This is a genomic window from Arthrobacter sp. AG258, from assembly GCF_004364695.1.
Lineage (GTDB): Bacteria > Actinomycetota > Actinomycetes > Actinomycetales > Micrococcaceae > Arthrobacter.
On the sequence record NZ_SOBI01000005.1, the window covers coordinates 136,335 to 157,112 of the forward strand.

The 20,778-nt window shown below is 66.5% G+C and carries 15 protein-coding genes; 6 read left to right on the plus strand and 9 right to left on the minus strand.

From position 1 onward, the window contains the following. The first annotated feature begins 33 nt into the window (after positions 1 to 33). Positions 34 to 675 carry a hypothetical protein gene (locus DFO47_RS12140; protein ID WP_133831791.1) on the plus strand — a complete coding sequence of 214 codons (642 nt, stop codon included), beginning with the start codon at positions 34 to 36 and terminating at the stop codon, positions 673 to 675. A 182-nt stretch (positions 676 to 857) separates the two neighbouring features. On the opposite strand, the gene DFO47_RS12145 is transcribed toward DFO47_RS12140, so the two are convergent. The 5 genes from DFO47_RS12145 to DFO47_RS12165 form a co-directional block, all read right to left on the minus strand. Continuing rightward, positions 858 to 1,856, minus strand: coding sequence for a hypothetical protein (locus DFO47_RS12145; protein WP_133831792.1), 999 nt, complete (start codon positions 1,854 to 1,856; stop codon positions 858 to 860). 38 nt (positions 1,857 to 1,894) lie between these two features. Then, complete coding sequence (locus tag DFO47_RS12150; RefSeq protein WP_133831793.1) at positions 1,895 to 2,470, minus strand: hypothetical protein; 576 nt, start codon at positions 2,468 to 2,470, stop codon at positions 1,895 to 1,897. Between the two features lie 247 nt (positions 2,471 to 2,717). Continuing rightward, positions 2,718 to 4,775: an ABC transporter ATP-binding protein gene (locus tag DFO47_RS12155; RefSeq protein WP_133831794.1), complete on the minus strand. Its 2,058-nt coding sequence runs from the start codon at positions 4,773 to 4,775 to the stop codon at positions 2,718 to 2,720. Continuing rightward, the gene (locus DFO47_RS12160; RefSeq protein WP_133831795.1) at positions 4,772 to 6,520 is read right to left on the minus strand and encodes an ABC transporter ATP-binding protein; all 1,749 of its coding nucleotides are present in this window, start codon (positions 6,518 to 6,520) and stop codon (positions 4,772 to 4,774) included. The genes DFO47_RS12155 and DFO47_RS12160 overlap by 4 nt, the downstream gene beginning before the upstream one ends. A gap of 150 nt (positions 6,521 to 6,670) precedes the next feature. Further along, complete coding sequence (locus tag DFO47_RS12165) at positions 6,671 to 7,762, minus strand: SDR family oxidoreductase (protein ID WP_133831796.1); 1,092 nt, start codon at positions 7,760 to 7,762, stop codon at positions 6,671 to 6,673. 469 nt (positions 7,763 to 8,231) lie between these two features. On the opposite strand from DFO47_RS12165, the gene katG reads away from it, so the two are divergent. The 3 genes from katG (at position 8,232) to DFO47_RS12185 (ending at position 11,660) form a co-directional block, all read left to right on the plus strand. Then, a complete protein-coding gene (katG, locus tag DFO47_RS12170; protein WP_133831797.1) occupies positions 8,232 to 10,526 on the plus strand; it encodes a catalase/peroxidase HPI in 2,295 nt (764 codons plus the stop codon). 295 nt (positions 10,527 to 10,821) lie between these two features. After that, positions 10,822 to 11,361: a GNAT family N-acetyltransferase gene (locus DFO47_RS12180; RefSeq protein WP_133831799.1), complete on the plus strand. Its 540-nt coding sequence runs from the start codon at positions 10,822 to 10,824 to the stop codon at positions 11,359 to 11,361. Then, positions 11,358 to 11,660, plus strand: coding sequence for an antibiotic biosynthesis monooxygenase (locus tag DFO47_RS12185; protein ID WP_133831800.1), 303 nt, complete (start codon positions 11,358 to 11,360; stop codon positions 11,658 to 11,660). Before DFO47_RS12180 ends, DFO47_RS12185 begins: the two co-directional genes overlap by 4 nt. 318 nt (positions 11,661 to 11,978) lie before the next feature. Here the strand turns inward: DFO47_RS12185 and DFO47_RS12190 are convergent, their stop codons facing one another. From DFO47_RS12190 to DFO47_RS12200, 3 genes are all read right to left on the minus strand, one after another. Beyond that, positions 11,979 to 13,592, minus strand: coding sequence for an AMP-binding protein (locus tag DFO47_RS12190; protein WP_133831801.1), 1,614 nt, complete (start codon positions 13,590 to 13,592; stop codon positions 11,979 to 11,981). Positions 13,593 to 13,727: 135 nt separating this feature from the next. Then, on the minus strand, positions 13,728 to 14,387 hold the full coding sequence (locus tag DFO47_RS12195; protein WP_133831802.1) for a response regulator transcription factor: 660 nt from the start codon (positions 14,385 to 14,387) through the stop codon (positions 13,728 to 13,730). Beyond that, positions 14,380 to 15,732, minus strand: coding sequence for a sensor histidine kinase (locus tag DFO47_RS12200; protein ID WP_208294396.1), 1,353 nt, complete (start codon positions 15,730 to 15,732; stop codon positions 14,380 to 14,382). The genes DFO47_RS12195 and DFO47_RS12200 overlap by 8 nt, the downstream gene beginning before the upstream one ends. 165 nt (positions 15,733 to 15,897) lie before the next feature. Between DFO47_RS12200 and DFO47_RS12205 the strand changes: the two genes are divergently transcribed. Next, positions 15,898 to 17,001 carry an ABC transporter permease gene (locus DFO47_RS12205; protein WP_133831803.1) on the plus strand — a complete coding sequence of 368 codons (1,104 nt, stop codon included), beginning with the start codon at positions 15,898 to 15,900 and terminating at the stop codon, positions 16,999 to 17,001. 26 nt (positions 17,002 to 17,027) lie between these two features. Continuing rightward, a complete protein-coding gene (locus tag DFO47_RS12210; protein WP_133831804.1) occupies positions 17,028 to 17,732 on the plus strand; it encodes an ABC transporter ATP-binding protein in 705 nt (234 codons plus the stop codon). 80 nt (positions 17,733 to 17,812) lie between these two features. On the opposite strand, the gene DFO47_RS12215 is transcribed toward DFO47_RS12210, so the two are convergent. Beyond that, positions 17,813 to 20,767 (minus strand): exo-alpha-sialidase, encoded by a 2,955-nt coding sequence (locus DFO47_RS12215; RefSeq protein ID WP_133831805.1) that lies wholly within the window; start codon positions 20,765 to 20,767, stop codon positions 17,813 to 17,815. Positions 20,768 to 20,778 lie beyond the last annotated feature (11 nt).

A 20,778-nucleotide genomic window follows, 5' to 3' on the forward strand; every position in this document is an offset into this window, starting at 1 on the left:
TATCGAAGGCCCAGCGGCTGGGGCGGGACTCGCGTGAAATTTTGGTATTGGCTCGCTGGCATTGTGCTGGGCGTCGTTGTTGTCGGCGTAGCGGCCGTGATGATTACTGACTTCTTTTGGCCAAGGCTCCAGGACAGTACGACCGCTAGCGCGGCTTCGGCAATGGGCTCTTTATACGGAGCGGGCGTTGGACTGCTCTCAGCCGTGGCCAGTGCGGCCGCGGCTAGTGCGGCCTTCATGGCCGCGAGGAAAAGCGACGAAACTGCCCAGCGAGCAGGCGAGGCCCTCGGTCTGGCAATGCAGCCCAAGGTAACGGCCCACATCGTGCGAATCAGCCAAAATTCGGGGCCAGCGGACGCGAAGAACCTGGTTCATCTCGAAGTGAAGAATCTTTCCCACTGGCCCGCATCCGACGTGAAAGTTTATCCGTCCGGGCGACGACTCCTACCTCTCGCTGAAATCGACTACCTGCCCGCGGCGACACAACCGAATTACACCGTTGCGGCGAAGCCTCACATCGTCACCGTAGACCTGACAAACAAAACTGCGGCAAGACGGAGTGACTTTGGGAACCTGTTAGTTGTTGAGTTCAGCGACGAACGACACATTCTCAGATGGAGACAAACGATAAATTACACCGGCGGTCTGGAAGCAGAGTTGGAGCGGGTGAAGTGACCCGATAAGGGCGTCTGTATCGCCAGGACCTAGAAGGACGGCCCCCTTTGCCGGCGTTGATCCATCTCCCCCTGCGGTTCACCGGGGGCCGCGCGGCGGCCACTCGTCTACGAATTGTGGACGAGCAAAACTGGAGAGTCCAAGAACGAGGCTGGTCCATTCCGCGCAGCAAGAGTGGCATTTTAGGAGTCGCGCGGCTCCTCATCATCTTCAAGCGGCTTGAAAACAAAATCCTCGCTATGCGGCGCTTCAAGGGCAGCGGAAAGATACGGCGCGTCTTCCTCGGCCTGGGGTATATCGAGCTCAAGCTGATCGGTGTGGCTGATTTCGCGCCGGAACTCGTACCGAGTTGATTGGACTCGATCCAATTTGTCCTTGGTTGAGATGACAGCCACTTGCCAGTTGACCGACTGACCCAGGACCAACCGCATGCCGGTTAGCGTCTGGGTATCGAAGTGCACATCGAAGGCCGGAGAATTGCGGCTTACGCCTTGCTTTACTTTGGCATGTCCAGATTCACGAAGTTCCGTGATGCGTCCGTTCACAGGGATGGTGTCTGTTGTCTCTTCCGAATCATGCAGACCCTTTACGTAGTCCATCCCCCGGGATGTCAATTTTGCCCCTCGCACGTCGCCACTTCTGGCGTAGAACCGAAAGTCTGCCACTAAGTTCAACCGGGAAAGTTCATCTGACAGTTTCTCCACGCCGCCCAGCATCGGGGACTTTGAGTACATGCGGACGTCTTGTTCGTTTTCCACTGCGTCCACGAACTCTATGAAGCGGCGGGCAGAACCAGCTAGTGGGGTTTCCCGAAATGCCGGCCCCTCATCTGAAAACAGTTCGACGGGATCGCGGCGCACAGCTCGGAAATGCAGAACGCTGCTTCCCTTGGAAAAGCCCGAGAGCTCCAACAAGACGTCCTCGGAAGTGGAGGCAGATACAGCCTCCTGCAGGGGCCTTAGCAGCCCGTCCCATTCCAACCGCAGTCCGGAACTTGTGGCGGTGTCACCAACAAGGCGGACGCAGAGTTCTTCGGCAAGGGTTGCGCCCGCGTCATATGATTGTGCAACTTCTAGCCACTGGGCGCGCTCAACACGCTCCCAGCCCAGTGCATCGAGTTTGGAACCGCTCTGCCCTTCCGACGCAACGGTGCGCTCGAATTCGGCTGCATGTTCGGCCATGACGCGTTTGCGCCATGCTGACGTTGACTTCCGTAAGCTCACTCGAACACCACCTCCAAATACCCTCGCCGCGGGGGGCACGTTTCCAACGTAGGCCCCTCACGTTCGCCGTCGCCTCTCCGCCGCTGCCACCAGTCATCCCAAGCACCGCGGCCGGCAAGGTAGTTTTTTTGCGACTCCTCCAACTGGTCCAAACGAAAAACGTGCACTACCGGTTCGTAGTCCAAGAATAGGCGTGAGACTTTGTACTCTTCTAGTACCGATTCCCGAGAGCGCGCGAATATACCCACGCCCGGCTGACCCTTGATAGCGTTTTTTGCCGCTTGGTTGATGTGCAGCGTTGCATCCACGTTCCTAGGATCCAGCTTGGCACTGACAAAGCTTCCGCCCAGCCAGATACGGTCCAGGAGCGGCATAGGGAGGATATCCGCGTACTTTTCCTCCAAGGCGAAAAACAGGGCAAGGTAGCGCTCGAAATTCTCCCAAATTTCCGCGCGGGTTTGTGAGTTCTGAAACCGGGGCGCTTCTACCAGCGCAGCACGGGCATCCTCCGGTGAACAGCTATACCGCCCCACTGGAAGATACCCAGTTTCAACGTCAAAGGTGGGCATCATCGCCAGTCCCCCCACTTACACACTGCGGCACTCCCCCGGTTCATCGTCCACAAATGCTAGTCGAACACCCGAATATATCGGGTCAGGTCACAGCAGCGCGACTCAGCGCGTCGCGAACGGATAACAGTTTAGGACTAGGGCCACGGTAGACATCTCCTTCCGGTTTGGGGTTTGCGCTCCTTCAGGAGTGTCCTATTTGTCCTGCCCGCTGGCACCGCTCGAAGGTAGCAGCATCACAGCTAATCCCTTAAACCTCCGCCACCGGCGCCGCGAACTGGGCCTCGTACAGGCGCGCGTAAGCCCCGCCGGCGGCCAGCAGTGACGCGTGGTTCCCCTGCTCCACGATCTGCCCGGCCTCCATCACCAGGATGAGGTCGGCGTCGCGGATGGTGGACAGGCGGTGCGCGATCACGAAGGACGTACGGTCGGACCGCAGGGCACTCATGGCCTTCTGCACCAGCACCTCGGTCCGGGTATCCACCGAGGACGTCGCCTCATCCAGGATCAGCACCGACGGCCGGGCCAGGAACGCCCGGGCAATGGTCAACAGCTGCTTCTCGCCCGCGGACACGTTCGCGCCCTCGTCATCCAGCACGGTGTCGTACCCCTCGGGCAGCGACCTCACGAACCGGTCCACGTAAGTGGCCCGCGCCGCCTCCAGGATCTCGTCCGAGGAAGCGGTGGGCCGGCCGTACGCGATGTTGTCCCGGATGGTCCCGCCGAACAGCCACGTATCCTGCAAAACCATTCCCATCCGCGAGCGCAGATCGTCCCGGGTCATGGTGGTGATGTCCACTCCATCCAGCGTGATCCGGCCGGCGTCCAGCTCGTAGAAGCGCATCATCAGGTTCACCAGCGTGGTCTTGCCCGCACCGGTCGGCCCCACAATCGCCACCGTCTGCCCCGGCTCCGCCACCAAGGACAACCCGGAAATCAGCGGCTTGTCCGGCGAGTAGGAGAAGGACACGTCCTCGAACACCAGCCGCCCGCGACCGGCACCATCCGGACTCTGCAAAGAAGCACCAACGGGATCAGCAGACTGCTCGTCCGTGTCCAGCAGCTCGAACACCCGCTCGGCAGAGGCCACACCGGACTGCAGCAGGTTGGCCATGGACCCCAGCTGCGCCAGCGGCTGCGTGAACTGGCGCGAGTACTGGATGAAGGCCTGCACATCGCCCAGCTGCATCGCCCCGGACGCCACCTGCAGGCCGCCCACCACCGCGATCCCCACGTAGACCAAGTTCCCAATGAACGTCATGGCCGGCATGATCAGCCCGGAAATGAACTGCGCACCGAAGCTCGCCTCATACAGCTCCGCGTTCTTCTGCCGGAACCGCTCCCCCACCTCGCCCTGCCGGCCGAACACCTTCACCAGCGCATGCCCGGTGTAGGTCTCCTCGATCTGGCCGTTCAGCTCGCCCGTGTTCTTCCACTGCTGTACGAACAGCTTCTGCGAGCGCTTGGCAATCAGCGCTGTGATCCCCAACGTCAAAGGAATGGTCACCAGGGCGATCAGTGCCAGCGTGGGCGAGAGGATGAACATCATCACCAGTACGCCCACCACGGACAGCACGGAGGTCACTGCCTGGCTGATGGACTGCTGCAGGCTCTGCGAGATGTTGTCCACATCGTTGGTGACCCGGCTCAGCAGCTCACCGCGCTGGATCGAATCGAAATAACGCAGCGGCAGCCGGTTGATCTTCGCCTCGATCTTCTCGCGCAGCCCGAACACCGTCCGCTGCACCACGCCGTTGAGCACATACGCCTGCCCCCACATGAAGGCCGACGCCAGCACATACAGCACCAGCGCCCAGGTCAGCACGCTGCCCAGCGCCGCGAAATCGATCCCCGCACCTGGCGTCAGCGTCATGGCGCTGAGCATGTCCGCCTTCTGGTTCTCCCCCGCCGCCCGCAGCTGCGCAATCAGCTGCGCCTGCGTCACGCCCGGCGGCAGCTGCTTGGACACCACGCCGGAAAAGATCAGGTTGGTGCCCTCGCCCAGCAGCCGCGGACCAATCACCTGCAGCACCACGCCCGCCACGGCCATGACCAGCACCAGCATCAGCCACAGCCGTTCCGGCCGCAGGGTGGCCAGCAGCCGCTTGGCCGAGGCGCTGAAGTTCATCGCCTTCTCCGCCGGCACGTTCATCCCGGCAAACGGTCCGCCACGTCCGGGTCCGCCGGCCGGGCGCGGGATGCGTACGACGGCGTCCTGGCCGCCTTTGCCGCCACCTGCGGTTCCAGCAGGCGTACCTCCGCCCGGGCCGGCTCCGGCGGGGCGGGTTCCTGCACGGTGCGTGCTCATACTGTCTCCTCCGCTGCCAGCTGGGACGAGACAATCTCGCGGTACGTCTCCGACGTCTCCAGCAACTCGTGGTGGGTGCCGTGCGCAACGATCCTGCCGTCGTCGAGCACCAGGATCTGGTCCGCCTCCACGATGCTGGACACGCGCTGGGCGATGATCACCATGGTGGCCCCCGCGGTGTTGCGCTTGAGCGCCTGGCGCAGCCGGGCGTCCGTGCCGGTGTCCAGGGACGAGAACGAATCGTCAAAGATGTAAAGCTCGGGCCGTTTGACCAGGGCCCGGGCGATGGCCAGCCGCTGCCGCTGCCCGCCGGAGACGTTGGTGCCGCCCTGCGAGATGGCCGCGTCCAGGCCCTCCTCCATCTGCTCCACGAAGTCGCGCGCCTGGGCGATCTCCAGCGCGGTCCAGAGCTCGTCCTCGGTGGCGTCCGGGTTGCCGTACAGCAGGTTGCTGCGCACAGTCCCGGAGAACAGATACGGCCGCTGCGGCACCAGGCCGATATGCCCCCAGAGCAGGTCCGGATCCAGGTCCCTGACGTTGACGCCGTCCATCAGGACCGCCCCGGAAGTAACGTCGAACAGCCGCGGCATCAGATTCACCAGGGTGGTCTTGCCCGAGCCCGTGCTGCCAATAATTGCCGTGGTCTCCCCCGCGCGGGCGGTGAAGCTGATCCCGGACAGGACGGGCTGGTCGGCACCTGGGTAGGCGAATCCGACGTCGCGCATTTCCAGCTCGCCGCGCCGCGGCTTGCCGGCGAATGCCGCGCTGGTGACCGGGTTCTCCGGCGGCAGGACGCTGGAACTGGTCCCCAGCACCTCGCCAATCCGGTCCGCCGATACTGAGGCGCGCGGGATCATCACGGCCATAAAGGTGGCCATCATGACTGACATCAGGATCTGCATCAGGTAGCTCAGGAACGCGATGAGGGTACCCACCTGCATGGACCCGTCCTCGATCCGGAACGAGCCGAACCAGATCACCGCCACACTGGAAATATTCAGGACCAGCATCACCACGGGGAACATGAGTGCCATCAGCCGGCCGGCACGCAATGCGACCTCCGTGACGTCCCTGTTGGCACCGGCAAACCGTTCCGTCTCCATGTCCTCGCGCACGAACGCCCGCACCACCCGGATACCGGTGAGCTGCTCGCGCAGCACCCGGTTCACGGTGTCGATCCGTGCCTGCATCTTGCGGAACAGCGGCACCATCCGGGTGACAATGAGCCCGACGGCGATCAGCAGCACCGGGACGCACACCGCAATGAGCCACGACAGTTGGGCGTCCTGCCGGATGGCCATGATCACCCCGCCGATGCTGAGCATGGGCGCGGCAACCATCAGCGTGGCGGACATCAGCACCAGCTGCTGGACCTGCTGGACGTCGTTGGTGGAGCGGGTGATAAGGCTGGGAGCCCCGAACTTGGTGACTTCCTGCTCGGAGAACTCACCCACCCGTTCGAAGATGGCGCCGCGCAGGTCCCGGCCCAGGCCCATCGCCGCCTTGGCGCCAAAGTACACGGCGATAACGGCACACACGATCTGCGCCAGCGTGATCAGCAGCATGAAGCTGCCGGTGGACAGGATGTAGCCGGTATCGCCCCGGGCCACGCCCTGATCAATGATGTCCGCGTTCAGCGTGGGCAGGTACAGGGACGCGATGGACTGCGCCAGCTGGAAAACCACGACGGCGGCCAGCAGCGTCCGGTGCGGCCGGAGGTATTCAACGAGTAGCTTCCAGAGCATGGGCGGCTCCAACCTGACGGTGTGTCCACAAACGTGGTGCGACAGTCAGTGTACGTCCGGAAACTGGGACTTGGCCGGGGGTTTCCGCCAGAACTTTCAGGGTTCACTGACGGCGTACGGCAGCCCGTTCTGTGAGGCCTTTCGTCGTGATCAGGGAATCAGATTGTCGGCGCGGTAACGGTCAAACAATGCCGTGAAGGAATCCAGCGTCCGCCGGTATCCTGTGAAGCCGGCGTCCCTGCTCTTGCCCATGTCCGTGACCACTTCGATGCCGCGCCCCAGGTCGCCGTCCGTGTGCCACCAGGACGCCACCCGGCCCAGTTCCGGTTCGCTGAGGTTGTGGTCGGCGGCAATTTTCCGCCATTGGTCCGCCCGCCCCGCCATGGACTGCTCAAGCGGACGGGGTGCATCCTGGTAGCCCTCCCACTCCACGCCGAAGTAGGCCGCGAGTTTCGGCCACATCCAGCGCCAGCGGAACACATCGCCGTTCACGATGTTGAAGGCCTCGTTGGCCGCCGCCGCAGTGGTGGAAGCCCACAGCATGTGCTCGGCAAGCAGCCCTGCGTCCGTCATGTCGGTCAGGCCGTTCCACTGCGTCTCGGAGCCCGGGAAGACGAACGGCTCCCCGCTGTCCCGGCACAGGGTGGCCTGCGCCGCCAGGGTGAGGCCCATGTTCATGGCGTTGCCCACCGCGTGCCCGATCACCGTATGCGCGCGGTGCACGGACCAGGTGAATCCCTGCCGGGCCGCTGCCGCCCAGAGCTCATCCTCCTGGGCGTAGTAGAAGTTGCGTACCGGAAGGCGCGGTTCCTCCTCGTGGAAGGGCGTGTCCGGCATTTCCCCTGCGGCGTACGCCTCGAACGGTCCCAGGTAGTGCTTGAGTCCGGTCATCAGGGCTACGTGGGCCACGTCCTTTCCCCGGAGTGCGGCGAGGAGGTCACGCACCATGCCCGCGTTGACGGCGATGTTCTCTTCCTCGGTGGCGCGCCGCGACCAGGCGGTGAAGTAGACGTGGGACGGATTCTCCGGACCAAGCACAGCGGCCAGCGACGAAGCCGAGGTCAGGTCTGCAGAGAGCCACCGGACGCCGGGGCGCTCGGATCCGGGCCTGCGGGACAAGGCAAGGACTGCCCAGCCTTCGCCCACCAAGGTACCTACCAGGGCGGATCCTGCGATGCCGGTGGCACCCACCACCAAAGCGGTCCGTCCGTTGCCTGCCGTTGTTCCTGATCCGATGGTCATGGTGCTCCTTCTCTAGGTGCCGGGAGTCTCCGCGCGCCGACGCGGCCTTCCGCTGTGGCGGAAGGCCCGCGCGCTGCATCGCGCCGGGAGGTTGGGCCGCCTGCTTGTGCCGATGACGGCCCTCTTGCGACAAGCCGCAGCCTCCGGCAGATATTCCGTCCCTACCCGGCAGCCGTTCCAGGCGCATCGGGCCAGACCCGTTCGGCGAGCGCGATGACCGGCGCCAGGGCCGGGTCGTCCGAGTCCCCGGGCCAAGCAGAGGTGCAGGGCTTGGAAGGTGCCCGTCGTGTCAGGCTCGATCGCCCAATGCGGGCTTACGCCGGTTGACCAACTGTTACGGATACTCCGGACGCACCCGTGGGCCCGCAAAATGGGGGCGCCTCCCCCTGTGCCTCTATGTTCCAATGGGAGGGTTGCACCGGCTGCCCGAGTCCAACCGCGGCCTCGGCCCAACGGAAGGAAGAAGCACATGACCGAACGCCCAGACCATCCCCCGGTACCCGCTCCCGGAAGCGCACAAAGCCCGGAGCAGAATGCCGGGGACGGGTGCCCGGTGGCCCATGGAAGCGCCACGGCCCAGGCCAGCGAGAGTGAAAACCCGGCCATCGATACACCCCAGCCCAAGGGAACCCGGCCGCGGACCAACCAGGACTGGTGGCCCAATCAGCTGGATCTTTCCGTTCTCCATGCCCACGGACGGTCCAGCAACCCGCTGGGACCTTCGTTCAGCTACCGCAAGGAATTCGAAAAGCTCGACGTCGAGGCCCTCAAGCGGGACATCACGGAGGTCCTGACCACCTCGCAGGATTGGTGGCCGGCGGACTTCGGCCATTACGGCGGCCTGATGATCCGGATGAGCTGGCACGCCGCGGGCACCTACCGCGTCCATGACGGCCGCGGCGGGGCAGGCGACGGCGGCCAGCGGTTCGCGCCGCTGAACAGCTGGCCGGACAACGCCAACCTGGACAAGGCCCGGCGGTTGCTGTGGCCGGTCAAGCAGAAGTACGGCCAGAAGGTGTCCTGGGCGGACCTGCTGGTCCTGGCAGGGAACGTTGCCCTCGAATCCATGGGTTTCACGACGTTCGGCTTCGCCTTCGGCCGGGAGGACGTGTGGGAACCCGAGCAGATCTTCTGGGGGCCCGAGGACGCCTGGCTGGGCGATGAGCGGTACACCGGTGACGCGACGATGGCCGAGGACGTGGGCTCCACCGAGATGGGATTGATCTACGTCAACCCCGAAGGTCCCAGGGGCAACCCGGACCCCGTGGCCGCCGCAGCGTTCATCCGCGAAACATTCAAGCGGATGGCGATGAACGATGAGGAGACCTTCGCGCTGATCGCCGGCGGCCACACGTTCGGAAAGACGCACGGCGCCGGTCCCGCCGACGCCCATGTGGGCCCCGAGCCGGAAGCTGCCGACCTGGAGTCACAGGGCCTGGGCTGGCTCAGCACCTACGGCAGCGGCAAGGGTGGCGACACCATCACCTCAGGACTGGAGGTCACCTGGACGGACCAGCCCACGCAGTGGAGCAACCGCTTCCTCGAGATCCTGTTCGAATACGAGTGGGAGCTGGTCAAGAGCCCGGGCGGCGCCCACCAGTGGGTTGCCAAGGACGCGCCGGAGATCATCCCGGATGCCCACGATCCGCACAAGAAGCACCGCCCCACCATGCTCACCACGGACCTGTCGCTTCGTTTCGACCCCGCCTATGAACAGATCGGCCGGCGCTTCCTGGCGAACCCGGACGAGTTTGCCCTCGCGTTCGCCAAGGCCTGGTACAAGCTGCTGCACCGGGACATGGGACCGGTGGGTCCGCACATGCTCGGGCCGTGGGTTCCGGAGGCGCAGCTGTGGCAGGATCCTGTTCCCGCCGTCGACCATGAACTGGTCACCGAACAGGACATCGCCCAGCTCAAGGCCAAGCTCCTGGATTCAGGCCTGACCATTCCGCAGCTGGCCGGGACGGCATGGTCCTCAGCCGCGACGTTCCGGAAGACCGATAAGCGCGGCGGCGCCAACGGCGCCCGCATCAGGCTGGAACCGCAGCGCAGTTGGGAAGCCGGCGAACCGGAGCAGCTGGCCACCGTCCTTCCCGTGCTGGAGCGCGTGCAGGAGGAGTTCAACGCGGCACAAAGCGGCGGCAAGAAAGTATCGCTCGCCGACCTGATCGTCCTCGGCGGGGCCGCCGCCGTGGAAAAAGCAGCCGCCGGCGCCGGGTTCCCCGTCACGGTGCCGTTCCGGCCCGGCCGCACCGATGCCGCCCAGGAGCAAACCGACGTCGAATCCTTCCAATACCTGCAGCCCAGGGCAGACGGCTTCCGCAACTACCTACGTGCCGGCGTCAAGCTCCAACCGGAGACGCTTCTGCTGGACAAGGCGTACATGCTGGACCTCTCCGCGCCGGAGATGACGGTCCTGGTGGGCGGCATGCGTGCCTTGGGGACCAACGTGGGCGGCTCCAGCCACGGCGTACTGACCGACAGGCCTGAGGTGCTCACCAACGACTTCTTCGTCAACCTGCTCTCGCCCGGCACAAAATGGAAGGCCTCTGAATCGGAGGAAAACGCCTACGAGATCACGGATGCCGCAACCGGTGAGCTGAAATGGACCGCCACCGCGGTGGACCTGGTCTTCGGTTCCAACTCGCAATTGCGCGCCCTGGCCGAGGTCTATGCCAGCGAAGACGCGGCGGAAAAGTTCGTCAATGACTTCGTCGCCGCCTGGGCGAAGGTCATGGAGCTGGACCGCTTCGACCTGAACTGATTGGCCCGTCTACCGGGCCGGCTACCTGTGCGGCCGGCCCGGTAGACGGCATCACGGGTGAACAGCCCCTTGAGGGTTTCCACGTCGCCCGTATTGATGGCTTCGTAACCGCGCCGCACTACTGCCGCGTCTTCTTCAATTCCCATCTCGAACCCTTTCCGTCATCTTTCCCGGGGGTCCCGGCGATCGATTTCACGTTCGGCCGTGTTCCCTTGTCCACGGTGAATGCAAGCGTGCCCGGCCCGTTGCTCCGGGCCCACCGCTCCCGCCCCTGCGGCTCGGCTACGATCGTTGAATGGCCCATCTCACCAGCCCTGACACCGCCCTGCAAGCTTCCTGGCTGGAGGCCGCCACGGAATTCGACGGAGCCCGCATGGATGGCGCCGGCCTTGACGGCTGGGAGCTGGAGGACTTCAAGGACCCCACCGTTTTTGCGCAGCTGGTCCAAGCACTGGCAAACGACGCCAAACCGGAAACAGTGCGTAGACCCGGGTACGTCCCGTGCACCTACCTGTGGATCGTGGAGGGCACCACCGTCCTCGGCTCACTGGCCATCCGGCACCACCTCAACGAGTTCCTCCTCAACGAGGGCGGCCACATTGGCTACAGCGTCCGGCCGTCCGCGCGGCGCCGCGGGCACGCTGCGAAGGCGCTGGCTGATGCGCTCCCGGTGGCCCGGGCGCTCGGAATCGAACGGGTTCTCCTGACCTGCGACGAGGACAACGCCGGGTCACGGGCAACGATCGAAAAGAACGGCGGCCGCTACGAGGACTCCCGCAACGGCAAACGGCGCTACTGGATCGGCGGCGGGGAAACTGCAGGGCCTGCCAGGTGATTACCGAACACGCCCTGCTCCCGGTGCTGCCGGGCCGGGAAACGGATTTCGAGGCGGCCTTCAACCAGGCCCGGGCGATCATCTCCGCCATGCCCGGCTTCCGCTCCCTTTCGCTCTCCCGGTCCATCGAGTCGCCCGCGACCTACCTCCTCCTCGTCGAGTGGGAAACCCTGGAGGACCATACCGTCGGCTTCCGTGACTCCCCCGAGTACCAGCAGTGGCGCCAGCTGCTGCACCACTTCTACGAGCCGTTTCCGGTGGTGGAGCACTTCGTGGCGGTGTCCTCAGCAGGACAGTGAGGTAAGGAACATTGGGACAGCCCCCGCGCGAGTCTCGCTCGAGCGCGGGGGCTTCCAGTACTTCCTGCCGGGGAACTGGCCTGGAAGCACTTAAGAATTACAAGCAGGTGGCCGGCACCAATCCGTGTCCCGGCCACCTTTGGCCAATCTTGATCCAACCTTGAGCGCGGACAGGCAAGGCCTGCTCCCCGGCCACTCCTGACGGGCAGGGGCAGGCCTGGAACGCTGACTGGGCAAGGAAACCACGACGGCGGCGCGCAGCTCCCAGGGTTCCCGGCCTCGAGTGCCGTCCCACCGCCGTCGTCCGATCCGGTCCTGCTAGCTGCCGGAGGAAGCGGCCCGCTGCTGCCGCAGGATGTAGCGCTGCAGCTTTCCGGACGGCGTCTTTGGCAGGTCCTCGACGAAGTGGATACGGCGCGGATATGCGTGTGCGGCGAATTGCGTCTTGACCAGGGCCTGGAGTTCAGCGACCAGGGCGTCACTTCCTAGGGTCCCGCCGGCCAGGACAACGTAGGCTTCCAGGACTTCTCCGCGCAGTTCGTCGGGGGCGCCCACCACGGCGCTTTCCGCCACCGCCGGATGCGTGGACAGGACGCTCTCCACCTCGAACGGACCAATCCGGTATCCGGCCATGATGATCACGTCGTCATCCCGGGAGGAGAAAAAGTAGAAGCCGTCCTCGTCCACCATGCCCGCATCACCGGTCAGGTACCACTTGCCGTCCGCGCTGAACCTCCCGGCCGTCTTCTCCGGCGCATCCTGATACCCCCGGAACCACATCATGGGGCTCCCCGCCACGTCTACGGCAACGCGGCCCAGCTCACCCGGCGCGGCCGGTTCGTCAGCATTGTCCTTGAGGACCGCGCAGCTCCACCCCGGCAGGGGCCGGCCCATGGAACCGGGCCGCAGCTCCGTCCTGACGTCGTCGTGCCAGGCGTTGATGATCATCATCCCGTGTTCGGTCTGTCCATAGTGGTCCCGCACCGGAACCCCAAGCATTTCCCGGGCCCAGCTGATCACCTCCGGGGTCAACGGTTCGCCGGCGGACGAGGCGCGCCGAAGGTGGAAAGGACCTGTTCCGGCGACGGCTTTCGCGCGCATGGTGCGGTACACCGTGGGAGCAGCGGCAAAGTTGGTGACGGAAAACGCCTCCAACACCTTGAAGCTGAGTTCCGGGGAGAAACCCGGGCGCAGCAGGAGGTTCCGCCGCCCCGCCGCCATCGGGCCCAGGATCCCGTAGTACAGGCCGTAGGCCCAGCCAGGGTCCGCGGCATTCCAGAACACATCCTCCTCGCTGACGTCCAGGCCCAGTTCGACGTACTGGCGGAAAGCGGCCAGCGCCCGGAGCGGCACCGGCACACCCTTGGGGGCGCCGGTGGTTCCGGACGTGAAGATCAGCACCAAAGCACCTTCACCGCCCACGGCTTCGGCCGCGATGCCGGGTTGTTGCCTGGCCAGGAGCGGGCCGAGCGCCACGTCGGGAAGGGAGGCCTCCGCACCGGCCACCACCACGGCGGCCCCGGTTTCCTGGATCTTCGTCCGCTGGTCGGGGTCGGTGATCACAGCCTTGGCGCCGGAGGCTGTGAGGCGAAGTTCGATGGCGGGCCACGCGAAGGCCGTGAACAGCGGGACGTGGACTGCGCCGCGCCGCCAGATGGCCAGGAGCATAACCACCAGGTCTGCCGACTTTCCCATCAGGGTGGCCACGGCATCCCCGGGCCCGATCCCCAGTTCCGCCAGGGCGGCCGCACCCCGCTCCGAGCGCTCCCGGAGCTCCCCATAGGTGATGTCCTCCGCTGAGAGGTCCGCAGCAACCACGGTAAAGGCAACGCCGCCCGGATCGTGGCTGTCGCAGAGGAGCTCCGCAGCGCAGGCATCGGCCGCGCCGTAGGTGGCAAGAAGGGCATCAACGGCGGGAACCGGACGGGACATTCGTTCTCCTTTGAACAGCGTGGCACGGGGGCAGTGGAATAAACCTACTGCACAGTAGGGCCACCGGGCGCCCCCGGCACTGTGTGGCAGGCACGCGGCAAGGTCCCGTGGCCCGACACGTCGCTCCATCAAAACTCAGCCCCTGGCGCCCGGCGGCCGGATGATGCGCCGCTGGGTGGCTGCGGCGATGGCGGCCGTGCGGTTGTCCACGCCGAGCTTGCCGTAGATGTGCACCAGGTGGGTCTTGACCGTGGCCTCCGAGATGAAGACCTGCCTGGCGATGCCCCGGTTGGACAGGCCGGTGGCCAACAGTTCCAGCAGCTGGACTTCCCGCGGTGTCAGCGAGGTTCCGGGGTTGCTGATCCGGTCCATCAGCAGTGCTGCCGCCCGCGGCGCCAGGGCCGTGCCGCCGGCCGCGGCCTGCAGCACCGCCTGCCGCAGCTGTTCCGGGGGTGCGTCCTTCAGCATGTACCCGCTGGCACCGGCCTCGACAGCGGCAAGGATGTCCGCGTCGGTGTCGTAGGTGGTGAGGATGAGCACCGGCGGAGCCGGGTGGAGCTTCCGGATCTCGGCAGTGGCGGTGACGCCGTCCATCCCCTCCCCCATCTGCAGGTCCATGAGCACCACATCCGGCATACCGCCCAGCGCTGCCAGCCGCGCCAGTTCGTGCAGCGCAGCCCTGCCGTCGGAGGCTTCAGCGGCAATGGAAATGCCGTCGAACCCCGTCAGCATGGCCCGCAGGCCGGCACGCACCACGGGATGGTCGTCCACCAGCAGGACCCGGACCTCACCCATCGCTTCCTCCCTCCAGCGGGGCAGCACCGTCCGAAACGGCACTCTCCACCGGCAGCCGGATGGCCACCACCGTTCCCTCCCCCGGTGCGGACTCCACCGCCAGCGAGCCGTTCAGGCCGGCAACGCGCTCCCGCAGCGAACGCAGCCCGAACCCGCTGCCGTCCGCAGCGTCAGGGGCACCGGCCGCAAGGGACGGCTCAAAGCCCGTGCCGTCGTCGTAAATATCCATGGTCACCTCCGTGCCAAGGAAGGCAAGGGTGACGACGGCGTTCGCGGCCCGGGCGTGGTCGCGGACATTGGCGAGGCTCGCCTGCGCCGCCCGCAGCAGGGCCACGCGCACGGGCTGGGGCAGATCCTGCGGCTCACCGTCCACCTCCAGCCGGCACCGCAGCGCAAGCCCGGCGGCTGCGGCGCCGGTCTCCGTGGTCCCGCACAGCCGGCGCAGGGCCTCCACCAGCGTGGTCCCCTCAAGGTGCGGCGACGACAGCCCGCGCACAAAGCTCCGCGCCTCGGCAAGGTTGTCCGCTGCGGCCTGCTGCACCAGCGCCAGCCGGGCGGCCGCCGTCGGTTCGTCACCGTCGGCCAGCGACTGTTCGGCGGCCCTCCCCAGGAGCACGATGCTGGACAGCCCCTGCGCCAAGGTGTCGTGGATCTCCCGGGCCAGGCGCTCCCGCTCCGCCAGCACCCCGGACTGGTGCTGGGACCGGGACAATTCCTCGCGCGTGCGCCGCAGTTCGTCCGCCGCACGCCGCTGGTTCTCTGCCTCCCGGTAGAGGGCCGCGTAGGCGAGGCCGGTGATCACGGAGAACACCGCGCCCAGCACGGGCCCCACCACGGCGGCCGCATGCGGGACCGGCGCGCCGCTCGCTGCCCACTGGGAGACGATCACCGCCGCGGTCATCAGGGCGATCGTCAGCAGCGCCGCGCGCCGCGGCAGCAGGTGCAGATGCAGGAAGAAGATGGGGAAGGCCAGCCAGGCGAAGTCCGCACTCCCGGCAAGCAGCACCGCCCACAGGGCCGTGACCAGGCCCAGCCACAGGAGGCCGTAGCGGCGGGGGTTGAAGCCGATCCTGGCTTCGGCGTGCCGCTTTTCCAGGACGGTCCCCGCCAGGTAGATGACGGCCAGGACGACTGCGGCTGCCGCCCACAGCCAGCGCAGCGGACCGCCGTCAAGGAACAACCGGACCAGGGCGACGGCCAACAGGACGGCGAACCCAGCGTGCAAGGTGACGCGCAGGACCCGGAGGATCGCGGCCGATGACGCATTTTCCAGGGCGGCCAGCGGCCCCTTGGCCGGGGCGCCGCCGGTTTTTTGCGGTGACGGCGGCAGGAGCGTGGCAGGCATTTCATCAGCTTATGCCGGGCCCGCCGGGACGGGATCAACCAAAAGGTTGACTGCGGGCTCAACCTTTCCATTCCCGCGGATCAACCGTCCCCGCGATGCCGCCGCAGGCTTCCGCCGGGAGAGTGGAAGGACAAGAGAATCCACCCTGCTGAGAGAAGAAAAAACGTGTTCCTGGCAATCCGCGATATCCGCTTCGCCAAAGGCCGGTTCGCCATGATGGGCGGCGTCGTAGCCCTGATTACCCTCCTGCTGGTCATGCTGTCCGGCCTGACGGCGGGACTCGCCGAGCAGTCGACGTCGGCAATCGGCAAGCTCGGTGCGTCCGCCGCCCGGCCGGTGGACGTCATTGCCTTCGGCGCCCCCGGAGCCGGCACGCCCACGGCGTCCTACACGGAAAGCTCCGTGACGGCCGGGCAGGTGGCCCGGTGGAGGAACCAGCCCGGCGTCCAGTCCGCCGAACCGCTGGGCATCACCCAGACCCGGGCGCAGGCGGCCGGCGGCGCGGGGACCGCCAACGTCGCCGTGTTCGGGGTCTCGCCGGGCAGCCCGCTGGCACCGGTGGAGGTATCCGCCGGGACCGCGGTGCTGGGCGCCTCGACGGCGGAAGCGCTGTCCGCAGGCCAGGGCGACAAGATCTCTGTTGGCGGCATCGAGTTGGGCGTAGCCGCCGTGGTGCCGGACCAGTGGTACGCGCACACCAGCGTGGTGTGGACGGCGCTGCCCGCATGGGCAAAGGTGGCGCACGTGTCCGACGGCGACCAGCTGGCCACGGTCATCGCCGTCACTTCCGTGCCCGGGGCCGCGGTGGACGGGGCCGAGGCCAATGCGGCCGCAGGCACGGTCAGCGAATCCCGGACCGGATCATTCCAGGCCCTGGGCTCCTTCAAGAGCGAGAACGGGTCCCTGACCCTGATGCAGGCCTTCCTGTACGGGATCTCGTCGTTGGTGATCGTTGCCTTCCTGACGGTCTGGACCATCCAGCGCACCCGCGACATCGCCGTCCTGAAGGCCATGGGCGCCTCCGGCTCCTACATCCTTAAGGACGCCATGACCCAGGCCGCGATCGTCCTGGTGGCCGGGGCCGCCATCGGTGGAGCAGTGGGCGTGGCCGCCGGTGCGCTGGCGGCCCAGGCTGCCCCGTTCCTGCTGAACGCCGGCACCACGGTGCTTCCCGTCGTCGGGATTGTTGCCCTGGGCCTGGCCGGCGCCGCACTGGCGGTCCGCCGCGTCACCAAGGTCGATGCGCTGCTGGCGCTCGGCGGCAACTGATCCACCCTTTCGAAAGGAACGCCATCATGTCCTCCCCCACCCCTGCTCCCCTGAGCCTGGTCGACGTCACCCTCGAATACCCCGACGGCGGCGGGACCACCACGGCCCTGGACCGGGTCAGCCTCACGGCCCGGGCCGGTCAGCTGGTCTCGCTGGTGGGCCCGTCCGGCTCGGGCAAGTCCAGCCTCCTGGCCACCGCCGCCACCCTGGTCCGCCCCACCCGCGGGCAGGTCCTCATTGACGGCACGGACACAGCCGGCCTCAAGGACAAGGAACTCACCGCCCTGCGCCGGGACAAGGTGGGCATCATCTTCCAACAGCCCAACCTGCTGGCATCGCTCACGGCCGCCGAGCAACTCATCATCAGCGACCACCTGCGGGGCAGGTCCGCCAAGGCGGCCCGGGCGAAGGCTGCGGAACTGCTGGACGTCGTCGGGCTCGGTGGCAGCGCCCGAAAACTGCCGCACCAGCTCTCCGGTGGCCAGCGCCAGCGGGTGAACATTGCCCGGGCACTCATGGGCAATCCCAAAGTGCTGCTGGTGGACGAGCCAACCGCCGCCCTGGACCACGAACGCAGCGCCTCGATCATCGGGCTGCTGCGCCAGGTGACCACCGAGTTCGGGGTTGCCACCGTGATGGTCACCCACGACACCGAGTTCGTGCCGCTGACGGACCTGGTGGCCACCATGCGCGACGGCAGGCTCACCGCGCCTGTGCTGGCGGGAGCCTGAACACGGGCCTCACCCCGGATGGCCCCGGCGGGATCACCGCCGGGGCCATCCTCATCGATGCTGCCCGCTGGGCAGCCGGGCTAACCTTTCGGGGTCACCTGGAGCCGGTCGAACGAGACCTGCTTACCGTCCTTGTCCAGCACCACCACGTCATCACGGCCGTTTTGCACGCCGGCGGGCAGGATGAATTCCACCGTGTTGTCCGTGGTGGGGAAGATCCAGCCGATCCGGTAGCTGCGCTTGTTCAGGTACACGTAATACCACTGCCCGTAGTCGAGCCCCGCGAGGACCACTCTTTGGCCGTTGCGGTATTTGTCCGCGGTGCCGAAGTCGAACGGTGCCACCTGTCCGTCCAGGTCCTGCACCGCAAGCGCGGGAACCAGGTCCGGCTGGGCAGGCTGCACATTCAACTGGATGGCACCGCCGGTCACTGTGGCGGACACGCCTTTGGCACCGTTGTTTGCCGTGGCAGCGAACGTGACCGGTCCAAGCTTCCCGGCCGCGACGTCCGCGGCGGTCAGGCTGTACGACCGGGTGGCCGCCAGGGTGCCGCCCGCCGCCAGGTGCGGTGCCTCGATGCCGGCATCCGGGGCGACCACATTGTCCAGGGATACGTTTCCGGCGTTGCCCAAGGTGTAGGTGTACGTGATGGCGTCGCCTGCGGAGGCATAGCGGTCGCCGTCCCGGTCCGTCCACTCGGCCGCAACGGTGCCGTCAAGCCTGGCGTCCCGGACTTTCACGTCGGTTTCGCCGCCGTTCACCGCGTAGGTCCGGGTAGTCTGGCCGGCCGCACTGACCTCCCAGGTGGAGTCCGGGACAAAGAATCCCTGGTCCGCTTCCGCGGCCGTCACGGTGTGGCGGGGCGTGGCACATGTGTACCCCTGTCCGGCGGGTAGGACGCTGTAGCGGCAGTTGCCCGGCCCTTCGGGAAGGAACGGACTGAAGTTGCCGGCGGTGGGGACCACCTTCTCCACCAGCGGACTGCTGTTGGTCACATCAAATTTGTACGGGAACGCTTCGCCCGCCGTGTACGGCTGGGTGGCGAGGTCGCGGCCGGCGTCGTTGCGGCTGCCTGCGATGCCGGCGGACACCAGCCCGTCCCGCAGCGGCACCGCGGCCCCGCTGAAGGCAACGTTCTTGGTGAGCGTCGGCGTCGCGCTGGCCGTGATGCTGAAAGTTGCCTCGGGGACGAAGTAGCCGCGGTCGATGTCCTGCGCGGTGAGCGTGTGCTTGGCAGTGGTGCAGTTGTAGGAGGCGCCGGCGGCCAGGTTGTTGTACCGGCAGTTGGGCGCCGACGGCGGCAGGAAACCTGCATCGAAGTTCCCCGAGACCGGCACCGAGTTGGCCGTCACGTTCGCCGTGCTTTTGACGGCGAAGGTGTACCCCAGCACGTCGCCGGCTTTGTAGGGGTTGGCCGCCACGTCCCGGGCGGGTGCAGCTCCCGTGATGCTGAGGCCCACCTGCGGCGCCACCGGCACGGTGGCGGTGAACGTGGACTGCGAGACCCGGCCGTCCGCCGTCGTTAGCGCTGCGTTGAGGTTCTGCGGCCCGCTGGCCGTGGCCGCCGCAGTCAGGGCGACGTTGACGGCAACCGAGGCGCCGGGGGCGACGTCGGGCACGGGCACCGTGGTGGCGGACCAGCCCGTGGGGGTAAAGACGGTGGCGGTGGCCCCTGACAGGGTGGCGGCTTCCTGGTTGGTCACGGTGACCGCCACCTGCTGGGTGGCACCGGGCGCCGTGGTGACGGCGGGGAGGGACAGCGGTGCGCAGGCGTAGTTGAGCCAGGCGTCGTCGAAGGTGGAGAACTGCATGTTGTCCGTGTAGTTCCCCTCGTAGAGGACGCCGAACCTGCCATCCTCCAGCCGGGTCACGGTGGAGTAGGCGGAGAACCCGGGACGGATGGTGCGCACCCCGGGCCAGGTGGCGCCGTCGTCGCACGAGACCCGGGCGGAGACGTTCTCGCGCGCGGTCTTGGAATTGGCGTTGGTGAAGACCAGTTTCCTGGCGTCCGCTGTGCCCGGGGCAGCGTTGGGGAACATGCGGGCGATGGAACCGTTGTTGGCCGGATCCGGCAGCTCCGTGTCCTGGGTGACGGGACCGTAGGTGGCCCCGCCGTCGCTGGAAACAGCAACCTTCCGGTAGCCCTGGTTGGCGTTGTCCCGGGAGTTCAGCAGGACCCTGCCGTCGGAAAGCTCAACGGTCTTGTTCTCATCCATCCGGTCACCCACGTTGGCGCCCTTGTGCCAGGTGGCACCGTGGTCGTCCGAATAGACGCTGTACGCCTGGATTTTGTTCGTTCCATCGGCCTGGCGGACGTCACCGGCATACTGCTGGATCAGCCGGCCCTTGTATGGGCCGTACTTGAGCTGGATGCCTTCGCCGGAGGATGCGAAGTTGGACCGGACATCGCCCGCAACCGGGCTGGTGCTGCTGGCGCCCGGCTTGGTGACGTTGGTGATGAGCCGCGGCCCGGTCCACGTGAGGCCGCCGTCGGAGGATTCGATCACGGCGGAGGAAATGACGTTGCGGTCCGCGTCATCATTGCCGAACTGGCTGCCGCCGAATCCTTGGTCCTTTGAGTAGACGAAGAACGCAAAGACCTTGCCTGCCTCCGCGTCGTAGACGTAGGAGGGATCGCTGTAGCCGTATTTCGGCCCCGCGGCATCGGCCACGTGGCCTGCGGCAATCACCTGCACCGGCCCCCACGTGCGCCCGCCGTCCGTGCTGCGCCGCTGGACGATCGAGTTGGGGTTGGGTGCGTCTGCGGAGCTGCCCGGCCGCCCGTCCCAGGCCGCCAGGACCACACCGTTGCCTAGGTAGGTCAGCGCGGGGATGCGGTAGAAGAAGTTGTCCGCGGTGCGGTCGGACCCCAGGTTGGTTTCCTGGAAGGTTCCGGGCGGGTTGGTGGGGCTGTTGCCAGGAATGGGCGCCGCCTGCGCCGCAACACCTCCGGCAAGCAGTGCCAGGGCCAGGGCGGCTGATCCGGCGGTTCTGCACAGTGTCAGGGGTGTGCGCTGTCTTTGGGAATGTGGCAAAGGGACTGACC

Bases quoted from the DNA above. Each gene is read 5' to 3' on its own strand.
- DFO47_RS12200 (WP_208294396.1), bottom strand. From the start codon at position 15,732: ATGCCTGCCACGCTCCTGCCGCCGTCACCGCAAAAAACCGGCGGCGCC.
- DFO47_RS12210 (WP_133831804.1), top strand. From the start codon at position 17,028: ATGTCCTCCCCCACCCCTGCTCCCCTGAGCCTGGTCGACGTCACCCTC.
- DFO47_RS12190 (WP_133831801.1), bottom strand. From the start codon at position 13,592: ATGTCCCGTCCGGTTCCCGCCGTTGATGCCCTTCTTGCCACCTACGGC.
- DFO47_RS12155 (WP_133831794.1), bottom strand. From the start codon at position 4,775: ATGAGCACGCACCGTGCAGGAACCCGCCCCGCCGGAGCCGGCCCGGGC.
- DFO47_RS12150 (WP_133831793.1), bottom strand. From the start codon at position 2,470: ATGATGCCCACCTTTGACGTTGAAACTGGGTATCTTCCAGTGGGGCGG.
- DFO47_RS12180 (WP_133831799.1), top strand. From the start codon at position 10,822: ATGGCCCATCTCACCAGCCCTGACACCGCCCTGCAAGCTTCCTGGCTG.
- DFO47_RS12160 (WP_133831795.1), bottom strand. From the start codon at position 6,520: ATGCTCTGGAAGCTACTCGTTGAATACCTCCGGCCGCACCGGACGCTG.
- DFO47_RS12165 (WP_133831796.1), bottom strand. From the start codon at position 7,762: ATGACCATCGGATCAGGAACAACGGCAGGCAACGGACGGACCGCTTTG.
- DFO47_RS12195 (WP_133831802.1), bottom strand. From the start codon at position 14,387: ATGGGTGAGGTCCGGGTCCTGCTGGTGGACGACCATCCCGTGGTGCGT.
- katG (WP_133831797.1), top strand. From the start codon at position 8,232: ATGACCGAACGCCCAGACCATCCCCCGGTACCCGCTCCCGGAAGCGCA.
- DFO47_RS12145 (WP_133831792.1), bottom strand. From the start codon at position 1,856: ATGGCCGAACATGCAGCCGAATTCGAGCGCACCGTTGCGTCGGAAGGG.